At 30.6% G+C, this 20224-nt stretch carries 23 protein-coding genes; 6 read left to right on the top strand and 17 right to left on the bottom strand.

What is annotated here, in order from left to right:
- Positions 1–63 precede the first annotated feature (63 nt).
- The 14 genes from ACWJJ2_RS14315 to ACWJJ2_RS14250 form a co-directional block, all read right to left on the bottom strand.
- Positions 64–930 (bottom strand): phage holin family protein, encoded by an 867-nt coding sequence (locus ACWJJ2_RS14315; RefSeq protein WP_165411753.1) that lies wholly within the window; start codon positions 928–930, stop codon positions 64–66.
- 383 nt (positions 931–1313) lie between these two features.
- On the bottom strand, positions 1314–2171 hold the full coding sequence (locus ACWJJ2_RS14310) for an AraC family transcriptional regulator (RefSeq protein WP_462953421.1): 858 nt from the start codon (positions 2169–2171) through the stop codon (positions 1314–1316).
- A gap of 55 nt (positions 2172–2226) precedes the next feature.
- Positions 2227–3135: an alpha/beta fold hydrolase gene (locus tag ACWJJ2_RS14305; protein ID WP_462953420.1), complete on the bottom strand. Its 909-nt coding sequence runs from the start codon at positions 3133–3135 to the stop codon at positions 2227–2229.
- 357 nt (positions 3136–3492) lie between these two features.
- A complete protein-coding gene (rlmH, locus tag ACWJJ2_RS14300) occupies positions 3493–3972 on the bottom strand; it encodes a 23S rRNA (pseudouridine(1915)-N(3))-methyltransferase RlmH (protein ID WP_220319886.1) in 480 nt (159 codons plus the stop codon).
- Positions 3973–3974: 2 nt separating this feature from the next.
- Entirely contained in the window at positions 3975–4097 is a 123-nt protein-coding gene (locus ACWJJ2_RS14295) for a hypothetical protein (RefSeq protein WP_462953419.1), read from the bottom strand.
- An 87-nt stretch (positions 4098–4184) separates the two neighbouring features.
- Positions 4185–4982, bottom strand: coding sequence for an ABC transporter permease subunit (locus tag ACWJJ2_RS14290; RefSeq protein WP_220286242.1), 798 nt, complete (start codon positions 4980–4982; stop codon positions 4185–4187).
- A gap of 50 nt (positions 4983–5032) precedes the next feature.
- On the bottom strand, positions 5033–5830 hold the full coding sequence (locus tag ACWJJ2_RS14285) for an ABC transporter permease subunit (protein WP_462953418.1): 798 nt from the start codon (positions 5828–5830) through the stop codon (positions 5033–5035).
- Between the two features lie 5 nt (positions 5831–5835).
- Positions 5836–6720: an ABC transporter ATP-binding protein gene (locus tag ACWJJ2_RS14280; RefSeq protein ID WP_216302107.1), complete on the bottom strand. Its 885-nt coding sequence runs from the start codon at positions 6718–6720 to the stop codon at positions 5836–5838.
- Between the two features lie 41 nt (positions 6721–6761).
- On the bottom strand, positions 6762–7376 hold the full coding sequence (locus ACWJJ2_RS14275) for a TetR/AcrR family transcriptional regulator (RefSeq protein WP_220286240.1): 615 nt from the start codon (positions 7374–7376) through the stop codon (positions 6762–6764).
- Positions 7377–7624: 248 nt separating this feature from the next.
- Positions 7625–8122, bottom strand: coding sequence for an SEC-C metal-binding domain-containing protein (locus tag ACWJJ2_RS14270; RefSeq protein ID WP_216302109.1), 498 nt, complete (start codon positions 8120–8122; stop codon positions 7625–7627).
- 125 nt (positions 8123–8247) lie between these two features.
- Entirely contained in the window at positions 8248–8811 is a 564-nt protein-coding gene (locus tag ACWJJ2_RS14265; protein ID WP_216302110.1) for a GerMN domain-containing protein, read from the bottom strand.
- A 142-nt stretch (positions 8812–8953) separates the two neighbouring features.
- Positions 8954–9739: an MBL fold metallo-hydrolase gene (locus ACWJJ2_RS14260; RefSeq protein WP_216302111.1), complete on the bottom strand. Its 786-nt coding sequence runs from the start codon at positions 9737–9739 to the stop codon at positions 8954–8956.
- A gap of 25 nt (positions 9740–9764) precedes the next feature.
- A complete protein-coding gene (locus tag ACWJJ2_RS14255) occupies positions 9765–11021 on the bottom strand; it encodes a UDP-N-acetylglucosamine 1-carboxyvinyltransferase (RefSeq protein ID WP_165411760.1) in 1257 nt (418 codons plus the stop codon).
- Between the two features lie 222 nt (positions 11022–11243).
- A complete protein-coding gene (locus ACWJJ2_RS14250; RefSeq protein ID WP_165411761.1) occupies positions 11244–11402 on the bottom strand; it encodes a DUF1540 domain-containing protein in 159 nt (52 codons plus the stop codon).
- Between the two features lie 248 nt (positions 11403–11650).
- Here ACWJJ2_RS14250 and ACWJJ2_RS14245 point away from each other — a divergent pair, with 248 nt between their 5' ends.
- From ACWJJ2_RS14245 to ACWJJ2_RS14220, 6 genes are all read left to right on the top strand, one after another.
- Positions 11651–12199 carry a hypothetical protein gene (locus ACWJJ2_RS14245; protein WP_220286239.1) on the top strand — a complete coding sequence of 183 codons (549 nt, stop codon included), beginning with the start codon at positions 11651–11653 and terminating at the stop codon, positions 12197–12199.
- Positions 12200–12237: 38 nt separating this feature from the next.
- Positions 12238–12786, top strand: coding sequence for a 2'-5' RNA ligase family protein (locus ACWJJ2_RS14240; protein WP_462953417.1), 549 nt, complete (start codon positions 12238–12240; stop codon positions 12784–12786).
- Between the two features lie 79 nt (positions 12787–12865).
- Positions 12866–13351, top strand: a complete 486-nt coding sequence (locus ACWJJ2_RS14235; protein WP_165411764.1) for a dUTP diphosphatase — start codon at positions 12866–12868, stop codon at positions 13349–13351.
- 143 nt (positions 13352–13494) lie between these two features.
- A complete protein-coding gene (locus ACWJJ2_RS14230; protein ID WP_462953151.1) occupies positions 13495–13887 on the top strand; it encodes a DMT family transporter in 393 nt (130 codons plus the stop codon).
- Between the two features lie 74 nt (positions 13888–13961).
- On the top strand, positions 13962–15155 hold the full coding sequence (locus ACWJJ2_RS14225) for a S8 family serine peptidase (RefSeq protein WP_462953416.1): 1194 nt from the start codon (positions 13962–13964) through the stop codon (positions 15153–15155).
- A gap of 371 nt (positions 15156–15526) precedes the next feature.
- Positions 15527–16036 (top strand): ferritin, encoded by a 510-nt coding sequence (locus ACWJJ2_RS14220; RefSeq protein ID WP_165411766.1) that lies wholly within the window; start codon positions 15527–15529, stop codon positions 16034–16036.
- A 143-nt stretch (positions 16037–16179) separates the two neighbouring features.
- Here ACWJJ2_RS14220 and ACWJJ2_RS14215 read toward each other — a convergent pair whose 3' ends face one another.
- The 3 genes from ACWJJ2_RS14215 to ACWJJ2_RS14205 all read right to left on the bottom strand — a co-directional run bounded on the left by ACWJJ2_RS14215 (position 16180) and on the right by ACWJJ2_RS14205 (position 20219).
- The gene (locus ACWJJ2_RS14215; protein WP_220286238.1) at positions 16180–17409 is read right to left on the bottom strand and encodes a competence/damage-inducible protein A; all 1230 of its coding nucleotides are present in this window, start codon (positions 17407–17409) and stop codon (positions 16180–16182) included.
- 73 nt (positions 17410–17482) lie between these two features.
- Entirely contained in the window at positions 17483–19225 is a 1743-nt protein-coding gene (locus tag ACWJJ2_RS14210; protein WP_220319888.1) for a MutS-related protein, read from the bottom strand.
- Between the two features lie 46 nt (positions 19226–19271).
- Positions 19272–20219: a phosphoglycerate dehydrogenase gene (locus ACWJJ2_RS14205; protein ID WP_220286236.1), complete on the bottom strand. Its 948-nt coding sequence runs from the start codon at positions 20217–20219 to the stop codon at positions 19272–19274.
- Positions 20220–20224 lie beyond the last annotated feature (5 nt).

The following is a 20224-nucleotide window of genomic DNA, read 5'->3' as shown; positions in this document are numbered from 1 at the left end:
TATTTATAGTAGTAATTATACTAATAATAAATCCTAGAATTCAAATGAAGCTAGGATTTATTATTATATCATTTTACGTGCATCAATTATTGTTTGATATAAAGCTATTAGAATACAATCAATAATCTGATCTTTTTTCTCCCCTGTAGTTTTCTCAGAGTAACAAATGATTTTTAGCTTCTCTATGCACTTATCTATTTTAGACTGATGTTCTTGCGATATTTTTTCAATATATTTAATTGGAATTTTCTCTTCTACCCATCTCTTATTCGTATCGTTAATGCCTAACTCTACTAATGATAGTATCTTACAAAACAAAATATCTGGATTATCCTGAATAGTTTCATTTATAAGCATGATTTGATTAATAATAGACTTCCATACATCATATTTAATTTCTAAAAACATCCTCATATATTTATCCTCAAAAGTAGGAATTTGATAATTTACTATATCATCAATATCATCAATAGCAGAGGATTCTTCCTTCTTGTGTTTCGAATCTTCCAACAAATTATTTAATCCTGGTATCTTTAAGGTCTTAATCAATAAAGGTAAAAAATTAGAAGGTATAGGCACTCCGACTAATGTTAGATTTTCTAAAATACTTATACTCTCTGTAATTGCTAGAAAAGCTATAACAATTTGAGATAACATGCTTGTATTTACTATTGGAACTATAATATTCTCTAACAATTTAACTGTAATTATGGAAAGTGTATAAGTGCTAACTTTTTTAGTAAATTTACGTAATCCCACACTTGAAAACCTTTTATATTTTATAGCAGTATATATTCCTGTAATAGTATCTAAACTAATAAGCACCAAAAGTATAGTATATGAAGTTTGTATGCTTGTGAATATTTTAGAAAGGATGCCCAATATTCCAGATATTCCATATATTTTTAAAAAAATGTTGTTCTTGTCCATTTTCTCATCTCCATTAATACTAGACAACTATAAACATGGGACAAATAATTAAAACAAATTATTTGTTCCATATAATATATGCAACATTTAAGAGTACTGGCATAGATATATTTATCCATATTCTAAATAATATTAGTTGGAGATGACAAATGACTGTATACTAATATGAATAAAATGTTGATAAAGTGGAGGTTTCATACTATGGTTGTGGATAACTTTAAGAATACATCTACAGATTTCGATAAACTCGTATTAAGCAAGGTGAACTGTACCACAAATAAATTCTCCGTTACTTATGGTATGGTTCACCGTAACGGGTATAACGTAGACTTTTCCTAAGTTGTCTACTAGGAATATGGTATAAATATATTATACTAATTAATCTATTTTCTCCTTATAGGAATCCATACTTCGCATCTATATCCACTCTGCCCATCATCATTCCAAAAGTTTTTTTCAATACATGGCCCCTCCGTTTGTTCAAATCCAGAAGAGGGGAACCATTCTGAATATATACGTCTCCAAATATCTTGTATAATCAAATTATTGGGCACAGCTCCATTACCTTCAAATACTGCCCATGTAAGTTTTGGTACCTCTAGTATAGTAAATTCATCTGGTATATCTTCTTCGAGAATTTCATCTCCCATTATATATTTTCTTGTTCCATCTTCTTCAAATCCATAATGAAATCCATTTAACAAAGTGCCTTTGGGGTTTCCTCGAAGTTCATTTATCCTATCATGTGTTCCATTTTTAAAAATCTTATTAATAAATTTGGGTATCTCCTCATACGCAGCATCATTAAGCGCCGTTGTTACAAATTCTGCACCAAATACTTTGAGATCTCCCTTTTCAACTATTCTATAAATAATTTCATATTCTCCTTTTATTGATATTTGAAAAGAAATTTTGGGAAAAGCTTTAATTTTTCCATTAAGCTTTTTTAAAGCTGATGGTGATATCCCATGCAATCTTTTAAAAGCTTTGGTAAATGCTTCGGGATTTTCATAACCATATTTCAATGCTATATCAGTTACTCTTTTGTCTGTTGCAACCAACTCTTCTGCGGCAAGGGTAAGTCTGCGATTTCTTATATACTGAGTTACTGTAAATCCTGTTAATGCATAAAAAACACGCTGAAAGTGATATCGTGATGAACATGCAACTTTTGATATGTCATCTATATTAAGTACTGCGTCCAAATTTCTTTCAATGTATTCAAGTGTATTGTTAAGCAATGTAATTATTTCTAACTTCCTCCTCTCCTTTCAAAATCATTATATGAAATTCCACTTATTTCATCATCTTATATATATAACTTGTTATAACTTCACAATACTTATCAGATTCTTCAATTCTAGCATAATGACCAGAAAAATCAAATGTAACCACTTGTTTGTCTTTCGCTCGCTTCATAAATTCCTCTGTTTGTACTTCACAAGTTATTGGATCATATTTACCTTTAATTAATAAAGAAGACTTATTTACATTTGATAATTCAGTAAATACATCATTATATACTCGCCAATCCTTTAGTAATTTCATTCTTGTATTTGTAGATTTACGCCATAAGCTTCCACCATCTTTAGTAGCCACAGCTATTTTTTCAATTATTCGCTTATCATTTCCATACCACATAAAGTTATTACAGTTCCCTCCAAGCTCATTTAATGCCTTCATAAGAAGTTTATTAATTTCTTTGTAATCTTTAATATCTTTTAATGCTTTAAAATATTCTTCTGCCAATATAGGGTTTCCTAACTTAGCTAATTCATTAGCTGCCGCCTTTAGCATAGAACGCTCTGAAAGTGCAAAATCAAAAGACGGACATTCATATATCATATATTCAATAGAATCAGGGTATAAATTAGCATAAAGAACAGCAATATACCCACCAAATGAGTGACTAAGCAGTGACCATTTATTTATATGTAATTTTTTTCTTAATTCTTCAAAGTCTTCAATAATATCTTCTAGTGAAATATTTTCTTCATCTAAAATAGCCTCAGATCTCCATACTCCCCTTTGCTCTGGAGCTATAACTTTAAAGTTCTTTGATAATCTTTCCCCTTGATATTGAATAAAATCTACAACACCAATTCCACCGGGCCCACCATGAATAAATAACAATACTGGTGATGAATCCTCTCCTAGAATTTCAGTATAGATATCTTTTCCCCTAATTTTATAATAATCTCCCATCTAATACGTCCTCCCTATAATAACCTTAATTATTTCCTAACTTCTTACCTAAACTAAAGTATATCAGAATATAGAATCTTAGTTCTGTCTTTTTGTGCTTTAATTTGTCTGGATTAATTCATTCTAAACTAATTAAATATTAACTACATTTTACTACTGCTATTTGTAGGCATGATAATTCTTAATAACACTATTAACATTAATAGTGTTACAGATAAAAAAAGTCTCAAAAAATAGCAGCCCCAGTTGCAATTGGATAGCTACTATTTCTGTAATTCATTTAAATTATGATACGCTTTAGATCACCATTATCTCTTTTGAAACCAGTCATATCAGTAATTTGGAGAAAAGTCTACGTTACTTATGGTACGGCTCCCCACTTATTATTCTAAACCCTCTATAAACCTGTTCCAGTAGCATTACTCTAAATAATTGATGTGGAAAAGTCATCTTTGAAAAGCATAATTTATAATTAGCTCTTTCTAAAACAGCCTTAGATAGTCCCAATGAACCTCCAATAACAAAAGCTATATTACTGTCACCTCTTATACCTAAATCCCTTATATAATTGGACAACTCCACTGAGGATAACGTCTTTCCATTTAGCTCTAGAGCAATTACAAACACATTATCCTTTATGCTTCTAACTATTGCCTCTCCTTCTTTGTCCTTTATTATAACCTCTTCCTTTTCAGAGGCATTATCAGGAGTTTTTTCATCACTTAATTCAATTATATTAAGTTTACAATATCTAGATAATCTTTTTGTATATTCATCTATAGCACTTTTTAAATACTTTTCTTTTATTTTTCCTACACAAATTATAGTTATATTCATTTTTAGCTCTCCTTTATTTCACTTAAATTACATTTATCATAAATATAATATAAGATTGCATCACATATTTCAAAATTACAAACCAAATCATTACCTGCGCAGCTATCCACCTTCTGAACTCTCATTAAATCATCTCCTGCGGAGCTGGAATGTCGTTAAAAACAAATAACATGGATAAACCCCCATGTTATAACTAAAATTCGAATGGCATTCTATATGCTCAAGTCTCTTTTCTTATAAAACACATATGTGATGCTTATGGTTGCTGAAATAATTATAATTGATAAAACTACAAAACTCAATTGAAAACCACCACCATTAATCAAATTCTTAGCTTCATAATATTTGAATGGTGTAAAGTATTTAACATTTTTAAATTTACCGCTTAAGTCTATTGCCATAGATAACATATACGTTATTAAAAGAACTGCTGTAGATATTGATGTTGCAGTCTTTGGATTTTCGCTTATTGCAGCTATGGCCGTGCCAATAAACATAAATATAAGCTGCAAAACAAACATTCCGCTCATTAAGATTACTATCTCTGTGGTTACTGCTTCCCCTTTACTGTATTTCCCTACCACAATGATCGAAGAAACCAAAGTAATAATATTAAATATTAAAACATTCACAAAGGCTGCCAATAGTTTTGATGTTATGATTTTATTTCTTGAAATAGGTTTTGAAAGTAGAAACTCTGCAGTTTTATCTCTCTCTTCTTTTGAAATTATATCAGCCCCAAGCATAGCAGCATGAATAGTTGCCATAAGCGCCAAATATAAAAAGAGCATTCCATAATAACCACTAGCCTTTGACAAATCAAAACTACCTATACCAAAGATTGTTTGCATAGATTTTGGCATTTGATCAAATAAATCATTCATTGACTGACCTGAGGCTGATAATGCAACATATTTGCCCATACCAGCAATAACCATAAATAAAATACCAAAAGCCCATATAATAAGCCCTTTTCTATGGGCCCTCATCTCTACAATAAATACATTCATAAACTAACCCCCTCGTATCATTCATTAATAAATATTAAGTGTTAACATATCTAAGCAGCATGAACATCTTTTTTAGAATATATAAAATAGCTGGCAGTAATTGCAAAAGCAATAAATCCTATTCCTATTATAATAAATGAAACCTCATAACTTGAATTTTTGATGATGTAATTTGCGTCAAAATACTTAAAAGGAGTAACGTAACGCATGGCAGCATCTCCCGATGTAGCTGCAAACATACCAATAATGAAAAATGTAAATACAGTACCAAGGGAAATAGGTAGCACCGATTTAATCTTTGGCATCACAACTGAAATTATAATCCCCAAAGCAAGAAACATAATCTGAACGAAAAACAATGTAATAGAAATCATAAAAAATAGCTTGTAACTATAGTCTTTTTTTGAAACAATGGACACCATAATGCTAGAAGCTAACAAGTAGATTATATTAGTAATTACAAGACAGGTTAATGCAGCCATTAGCTTTGATGTCATAATCGCCCTGCGAGTAACAGGCCTAGTTAAAAGAAAATCTGCTGTTTTTGCGCCAACTTCCTTTGATACAATGGAGGTTCCTAGATTCATAGCTTGAATGGCACCACAAAGTGTTGTATATAAAAACATATAGGAGTAAAACCCTAAAATAGAAGACATACTATCTACAGAGAATCCCATTGCTTTTCTTACTGGCTCTGGAAATCCTTTCATTATTTCTTTAAATGCCTCAGCTTCCTTTGAAAAAGCGGGGAACATTGATAAGAAAAGAATAACAAGTGTTATTAAAGAACAAGTCCATATAATAGTGGATTTCCTATAAGTCTTTAATTCATGAAGAAACATATTCATAGCTTTTAGTCCTCCTTTTCATAGTAATGCATAAAGATCTCTTCGAGGTCTGGCTCTTCAATCCAAAGATTACTTATTTCTATTTCCGAAATCTTTTTCATAATAAAATTAATATTACCACTAAACAAAAAGCTTACTACATTATCCTTTATATCTAAATTGGCGACTCCACTGATTTTAAAATAATTATCATCTATTTTTGATTTTACCTCAATTTTAATTTTTTTATGGTTACTTTCTTGTAATGTACTAATCTTATCAACCTTTATTATTTTCCCCTCTTTAATAATTGCAACACGATTGCATAGCCTCTGGACCTCACTTAAAATATGAGAAGAAAGTAAAATTGTTGCACCTTTTTTGTTCTCCTCCTCAAGAAGCTCAAAGAATTTTTGTTGCATAAGCGGGTCAAGTCCACTAGTGGGCTCATCAAGTATAATAAGTTTAGGTGAGTGTAGCAGGCCTTGAACAATACCCACTTTCTTTTTATTCCCAAAAGATAAATCATCAATTTTCTTATTGAGGTCAAGATCCATTATCTCAGCTAGTTCTGTAATTCTTTTGCTACAATCTTTCTTGTAAAAACTAGCAGAATACTTTAGTAAATCAATAACTTTCATATTATCATAATAAAAAATTTCTGACGGTAAATATCCTATTTCCTTCCTTATCTCAGGACCAAATTCTATACAGTCTTTACCGAAAATTGTAGCACTACCACTAGTAGGATAAATCAGAGATAATAACGTTCTTATCGTTGTTGATTTACCTGCACCGTTAGGTCCAATAAAACCAAAGATTTCTCCTTGTTCAACATTAAAACTTACATTTGTAATACCTCTTGCTTTACCATAACTTTTAGTCAAATTTTTGATTTCAATAGCATTCATTAATAATCCCCCCTGTAATCTTGATACAATTATATTGTTTATTATAGATATTCCTCCTTGTATACTGCATTTTTATAAAAATCATAAATATCAAGTGCCTGTTCATACATTTCGCTCATACTTGAATGATTTTTAACACCTTCGTTCCAGATTCCTTCTGAACACCATCCAATCATTTTATTTAGCTTTTCAATATCCGTGCCATCTTTGAACTTATTTAAATCGATTTTTTCAAACATTTGCTTATACATTTTTTCTTCGATTTTATCATTGATTTCTTTCATTGAGTCAGCAATCTCTGGCATTTTTTCGCAACTCGCTTTAATCACAAATTTATACATATAAGGATATTTTTCTAAAAGAACCATTGTAAAATTCAGACTTTGCGTAAGCATTTTAAAATAATCTTTCTCATCAAAATTAAACTTTTCGTACACTTTTTTCTCATAATTCTTCATAGCATATTCATATAAAAAAATAAATAATGACTTTTTGTTCTTAAAATATTGAAATAATGAACCTTTGGAAATTTTAGCCTCCGCTGCAATATCGTCTGTTGATGCATGTTTATAGTCCTTTATAGAAAATATATTCGTCCCTGCATTAATAATTCTATTTTGTTTTTCTTCATCCAATTTATAAAAGATCTGATACATAAAAAACTCCTTTCTGATTAGTATAGTCATAATATTACCCCGATGACTGAAAAAAACAACCCCCACAGGAAAGATATTGTTATTTTACCAACAATATCTTCGTTAATTAATATATTTATCCTTTTATTAGAATAGCATCTAATTGATTAAATTATAAAAAAATGCAAAAAAAATAAATAAAACTTACCACAAAAGTGCAAAGTTTTATTTACTACAATTCATATATTGTTTTACATAATTATACTATATTATTTCCCACAGCATTTTTTGTATTTTTTCCCACTTCCGCAGGGGCAAGTGTCATTTCTTCCGATTTTGTCGTTATTGACCACCATTTTGGAATCTCTATAAGCTATTTGAATTTCTCTTCTTTTTTCTTTTGAAAAAATCCCTTCCCATTGTGGAAGTTCATATAAATAATCTGCTTTTGCGTCTAGCATATTGAAATAAAGTTTTTCAAAATCTATTTTGAAATCTACTTTTGTATCACTTTCAGTTTCTTCTAGTTTTATAGGGTCTAAAAGACTATCGTTTATCCCATCAGCAAATCCCATGAAATATATGTTAGATACATCAAAGTATTTTGCAAGCTCGTCCATTGTACCCTTAACTTCATCTTTATGGTTTGATAATAATTTTGTATAGACACGTTTTTCTATTTCCCCATAATCATGCCAAAATGCAGGTTCTCCTTTACGTTTAACATAATCAACCACCATATCTGTCCACTCTTTATATAAACTCATTCTCTATTCTCCTCCGAATCATACTATATTTTGTTATATTACATTATTTTAATAAATATTTCGCTAGCATTCAACATAAAATTGTTAAATCGAATATACTTTCAGAATTTCTTACAACTAACCTATTATTTTTTAATTGGAATTAGGTCCTCTTTACTAAAAGGCTTTGATATATCAAAATTTCCACCTATAGTATCAATATTCCTATTTTCCACTGTTATCTTTACTTTCTTTACAGATGACAATTGAGTTAATGACGCCGATATCCCTTTTAGACAGCTTTTTTCTTTTGTTTCTGTCATATCTATTTTAGCTTCTTTACTTAAATTAACATAAGCAATATTATCTTTAATAGAAAAACTTAATATCCTAGTCTCTTTAGGAAGTATTGGTTTTAGCTCACTTTTTACAGTAGGCCCTTTTACAAGTTCTTGCATAATAGTTTCCCCGATAAGTTCTTCTTTATTAATAAGTCTCTCATCTTTAACTACTCCTACATCAGAACCCTCTTTAGTGCCATCAAAATAAACACCCAATTGGATAAATCCATCTTTTTCTAGGGGCAGGTTTAGATTTTGAAGCTTTTCTTTATTTGTGACACTTTTCTCATCTTTTTTTTCGCACCCATAAAATGACATTGTTGAGCCAACTAGCAATGAACATAATAATATTTTGATTGCTTTTTTCATATTTGACCTCCCTTTAATAATCCACTAAAGTGGCCTAATTAACGACTTCAAAAGGAGATTTATGGCACTCACTAAAGTTTATATTCGTTATATTATGTAACACCTGCTTATAGACGTAAGTGACTTTCCTTCTGAAATGTTGTTAAAAGTTGATTACATCACTTGGCATATCTCTTCTAGCTAAATTCAAAGAAATATCCCTACCTATTTCAATATGATTTTCTTTGAGTATATTGACCACTGTTTGATAGGCTAAATCAGGATAATTATTAGTTTTACTCAAATGTCCCAAAAAAATATGTTTTTGCTTATCATTCATTATTTCTACTATAGCTTTCCCACATGCATCATTGGATAGATGTCCCATATTACTTAATATTCTTCTTTTCAACGGATACGGATATGGACCAAATTTCACCATTTCCACATCATGATTACTCTCGAGTAGAATTACATCTGCATCTTTTATCATATTCTTTACTTCATCAGAGAAATATCCTAAATCTGTAGCTATGCATGCCTTCTTATTACCACTATATAAAGCATATCCTATAGGCGCTGCCGCATCATGTGATATATTATAATTTATTATATGCATGTCTTTTATATCCACAGAATTATTATTGATGATTTTTATATTATTTTCTTTTATCTTACCTATCTTGATTTTCATAGCTTCCCAAGTATTCTCATTGGCATATATCGGTATATTATATCTTCTAGAAATAATTCCTGCACCCTTTATGTGGTCAGAATGTTCATGAGTAATAAAAATGCCATCAATATCATTAGGATCTTGATTTATTTCTTTAAGTGCGCTTTCAATGCTTTTACCTGGCATACCAGCGTCAACTAAAATTTTTGTATTTTCTGACGCTACAAATATGCTATTTCCGCTACTTCCACTATATAATGGACAGAATATCATAATTGTCTCCTTTAATTTCAAATTGTTACATAGTAACTCTTTTTATATCCGCCCCTATGCTTCTAAATTTTTCTTCAATATTTGGATATCCTCTATCAATATGCTCTATGCCTAAAATTTCTGTAGTACCTTCTGCTATAAGCCCCGCTATAACCAAAGCTGCTCCCGCTCTTAAATCTGATGCAATAACTACTTTCCCTATAAGTTTATCTACGCCATCTACCGTAGCGACACTTCCTTCAACCTTTATATTAGCGCCCATTTTTTTAAGCTCGTCCACATGCTTAAATCTAGCTTCCCAAATGCTTTCATTTATTATGCTTCTACCCTCTGAAACAGATAACAATGTGTTCATTGGTTGTTGGACATCCGTTGGAAATCCAGGATAAGGCAAAGTCTTAATATTTACAGCCTTGAGTCTTCCTTCAGATTTAACAGTAACACTATCTCCACCTTCATGTACATCTGCTCCCATTTCCATAAGCTTTGCTGAAATTGATTCAAGATGTTTTGGAATAACATTATTTATAGTTACTTCCCCACCACAAGCAGCAGCCGCTATCATAAAAGTACCTGCCTCAATTTGATCTGGAATTACACTATAGTTGCATCCTGTTAATTCTTTTACACCTATAATTCTTATAACATCCGTACCTGCCCCTTTAATATTAGCTCCCATAGAGTTTAAAAAGTTAGCTACGTCAACAACATGTGGTTCTTTTGCAGAATTTTCTAAAATAGTTGTACCTTCTGCAAGCGTTGAAGCGGCCATTACATTTATTGTTGCACCTACACTAACAACATCAAAATAAATACTAGTTCCAATTAGTTTATCTGCCTGAATGTTTACAGCACCATTCTCAATAACTACTGTTGCTCCAAGTGCTTCAAACCCTTTTATATGTTGATCTATAGGTCTTACACCTATAGGGCACCCCCCCGGAAGCTCTACCCTAGCCTTTTTAAACCTAGCTAAAAGCGCACCAATCAAATAATAGGAAGCTCTCATTCTTCTTACATCTTCTGTGTTAGCATCAATGCTAGTTATATTTGTACTATCTATAGAAACTGAATTTTTTTCTCTTTTAATTTCACAGCCTAAATTTTCCAATATTCTTTCTATACAATTTACATCTTCTATATTAGGAATATTTTCAATGATACATTTACCCTTACTTGCTATTATAGCTACTGGTAAAATTGCTACTGCTGCATTTTTTGCACCACTTATTTCTACCTGACCAAAAATACGTCGGCCTCCGTTAATTACCAATTTATCCATATTTGTATCATCCTCACTATGCATTATATATTAATTACTTTCATTTTTATACATACAATTGAATTATACCATAATAACATTATATTTTAACATTTTTTTTAAATGTTAGACGATATTATTTTATTAAACACAGAATTTCTTACAATATTTATACTTTGCAAAAAAAATAACGTAAAAAATCACCCGTGCTTCCACGAGTGATCTTTACATTGTTTAACTTTATTATATTGTTTTAAAACTTCCGCAGTCTGTACATTCTGGTGTTTTAGCAACACTTTCATGTTTTACAACTTCAATTTTGTTTAAAGTGCAGTAATTATCATCTTTACAATGGTATTCACATTCATTTACGGTACAACCTATACTGTCATTATGTTTCATAAGAAAAGCACCTCCCTTTATTAATTATAAAACTATTGTTAGCATAATCAAAAATAATTATGCTAACAATACAAAAATATTTGAATTATAACATCTTCATTTTTTCCCCTTAATAAGTTACAAACAAATCTTCATACATAAATTTACACAGGAAATACAAAACCTAAAAATTATGTTATAATACACTTATAATTTACTCAAAATAATGTTAACCAACATTGGTTATTAATTTTGCTTGGAGGAAACATATGAAATATTTTTTAGTTGCGTTATTTGATGATTTATCTAATTCTACAGTTCAAAATATTCAAAGAAATATCTGTAGAAAATATAAACTATATAAGAGTTCTCCTAATCTTTTTATACCTATAGTTTCAATAATTAATCCTGATTTAGAAAAATTAGATGTTGTTGTTTCTAAAATTCTATCTCCTTATAAAAAATTTAAAGTGGGCATAAATAATAGTATTAGTTTAAACGAAAATTTAAGTCAAGTTAATCTTGATGTTGAAGATAAAGGATATATTTCTCGATTAGCAAGAAATATTACAGACACTTTAGATTTACATAGTTTTAACGTTAAAAGTGATGATTATAATATTGATTTAAATATTCTATTAGCTAATGCCAATCACATCATTAAAAAGTCATATAACGGAAGTACACTTTCTATTAATGACGCTTTAGATAAGGATGATTTCTTGCAGTTTGTAAAGGTTTCTAAACTTGAATTGTGGAAACAGGTTAGTACTAAAAAGGAAATGCTAGTTAAAAGTTATGAGCTAAGGGAATACTAAAAACATAAAGTTATATTTTAGGTTTGAGGGGGATGACAATGATTTACTACTTGGTTGGCTTATTTGATAAAGTTTCTTATAAATATATAGAATCTATGCAAAAGGCAATCTGTGAAAAGTATAACCTATACAAGTCTGATGCTAATTTACCTATGCTTCATGTAACTCTAGAAATAATAACTAATCCCAATCTTTACGATTTGGATACTACTTTAAAAAACATTCTTAAGAATTATACTAAATTTGAAGTTGAATTGAATGGTGTGATATGTTTTGACCCTCCCTATAAGTCTGTAAATTTAAATATTGGTAATGAAGGCACTATATATCAATTATCTAAAGATATAAATTCAATTTTAAATTTACATGGCTTTAAGGTTAGAGATGATATTGAAACTTGGAATTTGCATATCTCACTAGCTAACACAACTTTTGCTGATAGAGAATGGTCTAATAGTGAATATTTAGCAGCTTGTGCTTCAGCCAAGGATGAAAATTTCTCAAGAACTATCACAGTGGATACTGTCGAACTTTGGAAACCTATAAATAACAATGATGAAATGGTGACTAAGAAATATATTCTATAAAATATATCATTCGATTTTCTTGCACCTTAATATCGATTAAAATGAATATACATAATTCAGTAAAAAGGCGGTTTCAAATATGAATTTACAAAAATTATTCCAGATGCAAAATACTTTAGACCATAGAATTCAAGTGCAACATAACCTTGAAGGAGTACCCTTATTACAAAAAAAAATACTTTCCCTTCAAGTGGAACTAGGCGAACTCGCGAATGAAACTCGTTGTTTTAAATTTTGGAGTACAAAGAAACCTTCAAGTAACGATGTAATTCTTGAAGAATATGTTGATTGTATACACTTTATTTTAAGCCTCGGAATAGAAAAAAACTTTCAAGATATTACTTTGAATACTAAATGTATTACCTCTGAATTATCTCAGCAGTTTTTAACTGTGTATACAAATATTTCAGATTTTATAATTTGTTCTTCTCTTGATAACTATTTAAATATTTTTCAAAACTTTTTGAGTTTAGGTCAAAATCTAGGATTTTCAGAAGAAGATATTGAAAATGCATATTTCTATAAAAATAAAATTAATCATGAAAGACAGGATAATGGATACTAATTCATATTCAAATATAGTGGAAACCTTTCTTCTGAAAGGTTTTCACTATATTTTTTTAATATTATAACACATTCTGGGTAAACTACCCTAGAGGAGTGTGATTGTAATTGGGATTAATATTTTCTATAGTCGCAGGCATCTGTATGAGTCTTCAAGGTGTTTTTAATACAAGGGTAAGTGAAAAAATTGGACTTTGGGAAACTAACGCATTTGTTCAAGGAACTGGATTCATCGTGACCTTAATAATACTCCTTATAGTTGGCAATGGTAATATCAAAGCTATAAAAGAAGTAAATAAATTATATTTACTAGGAGGATTCTTAGGGGCTATAATTATATTTTCTGTTATGCAGGGAATATCAATAATGGGACCGACCTGCTCCATTGCAATTATATTAGTTGCTCAACTACTAGCCGCCGGTGTAATTGATAGATTTGGAATGTTCGGAGCTCAGCAAATTAAATTTGCTTTATCTAAGTTTATAGGTATTGGCATAATGATTGTAGGTATAATAATTTTTAAATGGAAATTTTAATAATCTTTTTTATTAACATTTTTAAAAAATTTGCATATACTATAATAATGTAACAATACATTTAGGAGGCATACATGTTTTCCTTCAAAAATAAGTTAGATCCCAACTTAAGGTGTGCTTTACTTAGTAGCCTATATGAAAACTATAGGGTAATAATACATTGCAAATCCCTTGAGACTAAAACCGTTAATAAAATTAAATCTTTAAAATGTGATATTCTCCGCCATATCCCCTCAATAAATTGTATTTGTGCTATTTTAACTTCCAGTGCTATATACAGATTACTAGAATATCCCCAAGTAACTTATATAACTTTTGATTCTTATGCACATTTATGTGGTAATAGTATACTCGCGTCTAATGGCGTATCCTTTCAAAATGACTATAGCCTTACTGGAAAGGGCATTGGCGTTGGAATAATTGATAGCGGTGTGTATCCCCATCCTGACTTATTAAATCCTTGTAATAAAATCAGAAAGTTTGTAGACGTTGTTAATAATTTAAACTATCCTTATGATGATAATGGTCACGGCACCTTTATGAGCGGATTAATTTGTGGTAGTGGTTATGGATCTAAGGGTATGTATAAAGGTGTCGCCAAAAATAGCCATATATACATGATTAAAGCCTTTAATAAACTAGGAAAGGGTTTTGTATCTGATATTTTGTTTTCATTAGAAACCCTATTGAGCGAAGATAATGACTTTAACCTTAAAATCATTTGCCTTCCTTTTGAAACTTTTGAAACTAATGAATTTGTCCTTTCTTTATTCTCAAAGCTTTTCGACCTTGCAATCTCAAAGGGCATAGTAGTAATCGTTCCTAGTGGTAGCAATAAAAATGTTAAAAGTTCTGTGCGGGGCATAGCTACTCTTAAAAATTGTATAACGGTAGGTGGGTATGATAGCATAGGAAGCCCAAAAATATATGAATATTCTTCCTGTGGTCCTTTCCAAAAGCTTGATAAGCCAAATTTGATAGCTGCCTGTGTTAATATTTGCTCTTTGATTTCTGATGCACAATTTATCTCTGAAAAAAATGGTGTGAAGCTTTATCCTACTCGCATCACTAATCTGTATACGACCTACACTGGAACTTCATGCTCTGCGGCTTTTATAAGTGGATTATGTGCACTGCTGTATGAGAACAATATAAATTTATGTTATAAGGATACATTGGCTTTATTAAAGACATCTTCAAGCCTAATAAATTCCCCAAAATATATGCAAGGTTCTGGAATTGTAAACTTAGAAAAATTATTACCTTAAAACATCACCTGCGGAGCTGAAACATTAACGACTTCAGAAGGAGATTTATACTCCCACTGAAGTTTTCTATTTGTTAGGGTATGTAACTCCCGCTTATAAAAGTGGGAGATCTTCCTTCTGAAATGTTTAATGTAATTATATTTTAAAGCCTAATTCCTAATATATATGGCATGTTAGCACAATAACTATGCATCGCTATATAATTATTGTTTAATAAAAACACATTTGGTGTATAATATAGATATTGTTTAATATTTATAATTAAGTAAAAACAATTATCAACGTCAAACAATAATATTATACTATTGTAAATTTACATTTCCAAGGTCATAATCATTGTTTTAGACCAGAGGAATATGAGGAGGATTATTATGATAAGCGAAAGATTGTTCAATGAACTAAATAAGCAAATGAACTTTGAATTTTATTCTGCACACCTTTATTTAGCTATGTCAGCTTATTGCGCAGCAGAAGATTTTGATGGTTTTTCTAATTTCTTTAAAGTACAAGCTGAAGAAGAAAAATTCCATGCTATGAAATTTTATAATTATATAAATGAAATGAACGGACGCTTAACTTTAGAAGGAATGAGTGAACCTCAAAATGATTATGAAACACTTCTTGATGTTTTTAACATAGCATATGCTCATGAAAAAGTTGTAACTAGTAATATTTATAATCTTACTGACATTGCTACTGAAGAAAAAGAACATGCTACTATAAGCTTACTTAAGTGGTTTATTGATGAGCAAGTTGAGGAAGAATCTAATTTTAATGGCCTTATAAAAAGGCTTGCGAGAATCAACGCTGATCCTACAAGTATTTATATGCTGGATAACGAACTCGCAACTAGGGTTTTTGTACCACCTGTTACTAAATAAAATAGATAAATTCATAAAAGTAACATATATGTTTTAAATAGATTTTTAAAGGCACATATCAATATTGATATGCGCCTTTATTAGTTCCATTATACAATACTATAAATTTTTTTATTTAATGACTTTTTATAAGTGCAAGTTAACTACAATAGCTCTCTCCTAACTAAATCAAGTAACTCCATAGTTGCACTCTCACGTATTTTCTGCCTGTTACCAGATAATTTAAGCATCTTAGTTTTAACTTCACCATTAATATATAACCCAACATATACAAGTCCCACTGGTTTTTCTGCACTTCCACCATCTGGGCCCGCAATTCCCGTAGTTGAAAGGCCAATACTAGTGCCTGCAGTTTTTGCTATACCTTGCGCCATTTCTGCTGCTACTTCACTACTTACTGCACCATACTTATCTAATGTTTCTCTCGCAACTCCTAATCTATTAATTTTAGCCTCATTGCTATATGTAATTGCCCCCTCTATAAACGCAGAAGATATCCCTGGGTAATTTATAAGCTTTGCAGCTACCATTCCTCCTGTGCAAGATTCTGCTGTGGATATAGTTAACTTCTTATTTATAAGCATTTCTCCAAGTACATTTTCTAAGGTTGTATTCCCTTCGCCATAAATGTTATTTCCTAGTCTTCTACGTATTTCATCTTCCATAGGCGCAATCAGTCTTGTGCCTTCTTCCTGTGTATTAGCCTTCGCTGTAATTCTAAATGTCATTTCCCCTGCTTTAGCATAAGGTGCCACAGTTGGATTAGTTTGATTATTCAATATATCTTCTATCATTTCTTCCGCACTGCTCTCTCCCACTCCAATAACTCTGAGCACCTTTGAAACTAATACACCTTGGGCAAACTTTTTAAGATAAGGAATAACAGCCTCCTCAAACATAGGTTTCATTTCCCAAGGTGGACCAGGTAAAAGCGCAATTATCTTTCCATTTTTTTCTATTATACATCCTGGCGCTGTGCCATTATTATTAGGAATCACTACCGCATCTACTGGAAAATACGCTTGTTTCTTATTGCTTTTCGTCATTGGTCTGTTCATATCTTTAAAATAATCCTCAATAATTTTTAAAGAAGCTTCATGAACAACGCTACGCTTGCCAAAATATTCAAAAGCTACTTCCTTGGTTAAATCATCCTTTGTAGGTCCAAGTCCCCCACTAGTTATAACTAAATCAGCTCTACTAAATGCTAATCTATATGATTCTAAAAGTCTTTCTGGATTATCTCCAACTACGCACTGATGATAAACTGATATACCTAAATCTGCAAGTCTCTTAGCAATATATTGTGCATTTGTATTAACAATATCGCCGAGTAATATTTCCGTACCTACTGATAATATTTCTGCTTTCATAATAACTTCCTCCCTTAGATGCCACTTACGTAGCAAGTGGTATTTACATATTTACATTAAAGAGTAATTTCGCTTAAATTTTACTCTTTATAATTCTTTCATTGGTTCTATGAATAATTTCTTCTGGATATCCCATAAATTCAAGTACTTTTATTGCATTTCTGGTAGAAGATACCCCTTTTCTTATTTTATAATCAAACTCTAATCCATGCTCCCCTACACTCTCAGTAAAATAATAGCATTCATATAAGTCTCCTACCATTTTAGTTATTTCAAGATCATGTGTAGCTACTGCAACCAAAGAATTGTGAATAGACAAATAAGCTAAAATTTCAGCAGAAGCATTAACCCTCTCAATAGGGTTAGTTCCCCTAAAAATTTCATCAATAAGACATAGGTTTGTTACTTCCTCATTGCAAACATTAATTATTCTAAATATTGCCTCTGCCTCACTTAAATAATAACTTTTCCCACCAGTTATATTATCACTTACAGTCATCGAAGATACTATATTGAAATATCCACCTTCATAGCTTGTAGCAAGGCAGGTAAAAATAGTTTGTGCAAATAGTGCATTTAAGCCCACAGCCCTTAAAAAAGTAGATTTACCTGACATGTTTGAACCCGTTATAATAACACCCTTTTCTATAGTTAAAGAATTACCTACAGCAGCTTCTATTAATGGATGTTTTATATTCTCACCTTTTATCTCTTTAAGTCCTTTTGTTAATTTAGGCTCCGTATATTCTAAAAGCCCATCCCTATAGGACGCTACAGATATTAATGCATCAATTTCTCCTAAAATTAAATAAATTTCTCTTATTTCTCCAATATGTGCTTTAACCTCATCTATTATTCTATAAAAGCCTCTAGCTTCTTTTAAAAAAAACATATTAAAGTATTCAAAAATAACATCTGCACCTTCTATTCTTCCTATTCCAATGGAGGTAGCTTTTTTCATTATCACCTTGCAACCCTTTGCTTTTTCTTTAAGCTTTAAGGTATATTCCTTTATCTCTTCATCCTCTACTCTTCCCATAACTTCAGCTAACGTAATTATCTTTCCTAAATATCCCATAGCTTCAATTTCTGCCCCAACCTGTTTTTTAATCTTAACATTAATAAACCCATTAGCTAAAAACATTATAAATAAAAAATAAAAGGCTTTAGATATTCCAATAAAAGCTATTGAAACTAAAGAACCATAAGCTAGTAATGTTAAAAGATATAGCAATGGCTTCATTGAAGTTTTATATAAGATCTCATTCCATAAAAACGATGTTACAGTATTATTACGCTGTCTTCCCAGCTTTAATAAACTAACTTGTATTTTTTCTCTTGTTTCCTTATTTTTTTGAAAAAAACTAATAGTCTTATTTCTATTAATTAGTTTTTCTTCTTTTAAAATTGGATTTCTTAAAATATGGTATAAGTACTGTTCCCCTGGAGATGACAATGTTCTGTCTACCTTTTCAAAAACCTGGTTCATATTTAAATCTAAGTAAGTTTGATCATCAACATATATTTCCTGCGGGTTTTTATACTTTAATACATCAAATAATAATTTAATATCTTCAAATTTCCTCTCTCGCTTATTTTCCACACCATAGTTTTCTCTAACCTGTTTTAATTTCTTATAAAATATTGCTTTGCTTCTTGCTACTAGACCTAGCATCACTAAAACTAAAGAGATAATAATTCCCCACAAATATATCTCTTTTGCATTTTTCCCTAAAATAATTGTTATGTAAGTTATGATTGCAGCCATAACCATGCTTGTTATAAATAAGTTGCTAAATTTTTTATCCTTGTCCACTTACCTTATCCCCCTTAAAAATCACTAACTCCTTTTTATAAATAATCTAATACCCTCTTTTTAAATCTACTACATTTACTAGTTCTTCCCCTTGTACATATTTTTTCATATTCTTATATATAAGGTTAAATCTTCGCTGGTTTCTCATCTCTGAAATCCAGGAATTATGAGAAGTTAATATAACATTATTTAGATTCCATAATGGATTATCCACTTTTAAAGGTTCTTCTTCATATACGTCTATTGCGGCTCCTGCTAGTTTACCATTTTTCAAATTTTTAATTAAAGAAGCTTCATCCACAATACTCCCTCTAGCTACATTTATGAAAAAAACTCCATTTTTCATTGCAATAAATCTATCTTCATTAATTAAATGATGGGTAGCTTTGGTATATGGCACTGTACACACAATCACATCACATAACTTAATCATTTGGTCTAATTCACTCATAGCATAGCATGTATTAAAATATTCAACATCTCTACCATCTGTATTTACACCTATTAAGTTTACGCCGAACCCTTGAAGTCGTTTAGCTGCCTCCGCAGCTATTGTGCCTGTCCCTATAAATCCTATAGTTTTACCATATATCTCCCGAATACTTGTATCCGTTTTCCATTTTTTATTAGCTTGATTTTCATATAGCCCCTTACTATTCTTAAAGAGCTCTAGAATTTTTAATACAATCCATTCCCCCATTGGTATACTATAGCCACCTTTATTATTCGTAATTATAATAGAAGTGTTTTTAACATACTCTGTTGGCAATTGGTCAATACCTATGCTAGATAATTGAATCCATTTTAGCTTTTTCATTTTCTCTATGGCGAGTGTTTTAAATGGATCATAACAAATTAAAACCTCTATGTCCTCAAGCTTTTCACTATAAATTAAATCTTGCTCTTTAGCTACCTTTATATCATACCCAAAATCTTCTATACCTTTCATTTTTTCTTCGCCATAATTATATGTAAAGAGTGCTTTAATAGCCATGCAAA

The organism is Clostridium sp. CM039 (assembly GCF_055081075.1).
This window is presented reverse-complemented; position numbering and strand designations above follow the sequence as displayed.

Excerpts from the sequence above, each read along its gene's own strand:
- ACWJJ2_RS14295 (WP_462953419.1), bottom strand. The coding sequence starts at position 4,097 with ATGAGAGTTCAGAAGGTGGATAGCTGCGCAGGTAATGATTTGGTTTGT.
- ACWJJ2_RS14270 (WP_216302109.1), bottom strand. The coding sequence starts at position 8,122 with ATGAGTTTATATAAAGAGTGGACAGATATGGTGGTTGATTATGTTAAA.
- ACWJJ2_RS14265 (WP_216302110.1), bottom strand. The coding sequence starts at position 8,811 with ATGAAAAAAGCAATCAAAATATTATTATGTTCATTGCTAGTTGGCTCA.
- ACWJJ2_RS14230 (WP_462953151.1), top strand. The coding sequence starts at position 13,495 with ATGAGTCTTCAAGGTGTTTTTAATACAAGGGTAAGTGAAAAAATTGGA.
- ACWJJ2_RS14240 (WP_462953417.1), top strand. The coding sequence starts at position 12,238 with ATGATTTACTACTTGGTTGGCTTATTTGATAAAGTTTCTTATAAATAT.
- ACWJJ2_RS14290 (WP_220286242.1), bottom strand. The coding sequence starts at position 4,982 with ATGAATGTATTTATTGTAGAGATGAGGGCCCATAGAAAAGGGCTTATT.
- ACWJJ2_RS14250 (WP_165411761.1), bottom strand. The coding sequence starts at position 11,402 with ATGAAACATAATGACAGTATAGGTTGTACCGTAAATGAATGTGAATAC.
- ACWJJ2_RS14205 (WP_220286236.1), bottom strand. The coding sequence starts at position 20,219 with ATGGCTATTAAAGCACTCTTTACATATAATTATGGCGAAGAAAAAATG.
- ACWJJ2_RS14315 (WP_165411753.1), bottom strand. The coding sequence starts at position 930 with ATGGACAAGAACAACATTTTTTTAAAAATATATGGAATATCTGGAATA.
- ACWJJ2_RS14220 (WP_165411766.1), top strand. The coding sequence starts at position 15,527 with ATGATAAGCGAAAGATTGTTCAATGAACTAAATAAGCAAATGAACTTT.
- ACWJJ2_RS14245 (WP_220286239.1), top strand. The coding sequence starts at position 11,651 with ATGAAATATTTTTTAGTTGCGTTATTTGATGATTTATCTAATTCTACA.
- ACWJJ2_RS14255 (WP_165411760.1), bottom strand. The coding sequence starts at position 11,021 with ATGGATAAATTGGTAATTAACGGAGGCCGACGTATTTTTGGTCAGGTA.
- ACWJJ2_RS14235 (WP_165411764.1), top strand. The coding sequence starts at position 12,866 with ATGAATTTACAAAAATTATTCCAGATGCAAAATACTTTAGACCATAGA.
- ACWJJ2_RS14280 (WP_216302107.1), bottom strand. The coding sequence starts at position 6,720 with ATGAATGCTATTGAAATCAAAAATTTGACTAAAAGTTATGGTAAAGCA.
- ACWJJ2_RS14225 (WP_462953416.1), top strand. The coding sequence starts at position 13,962 with ATGTTTTCCTTCAAAAATAAGTTAGATCCCAACTTAAGGTGTGCTTTA.
- ACWJJ2_RS14275 (WP_220286240.1), bottom strand. The coding sequence starts at position 7,376 with ATGTATCAGATCTTTTATAAATTGGATGAAGAAAAACAAAATAGAATT.
- ACWJJ2_RS14305 (WP_462953420.1), bottom strand. The coding sequence starts at position 3,135 with ATGGGAGATTATTATAAAATTAGGGGAAAAGATATCTATACTGAAATT.
- ACWJJ2_RS14260 (WP_216302111.1), bottom strand. The coding sequence starts at position 9,739 with ATGATATTCTGTCCATTATATAGTGGAAGTAGCGGAAATAGCATATTT.
- ACWJJ2_RS14285 (WP_462953418.1), bottom strand. The coding sequence starts at position 5,830 with ATGAATATGTTTCTTCATGAATTAAAGACTTATAGGAAATCCACTATT.
- rlmH (WP_220319886.1), bottom strand. The coding sequence starts at position 3,972 with ATGAATATAACTATAATTTGTGTAGGAAAAATAAAAGAAAAGTATTTA.
- ACWJJ2_RS14215 (WP_220286238.1), bottom strand. The coding sequence starts at position 17,409 with ATGAAAGCAGAAATATTATCAGTAGGTACGGAAATATTACTCGGCGAT.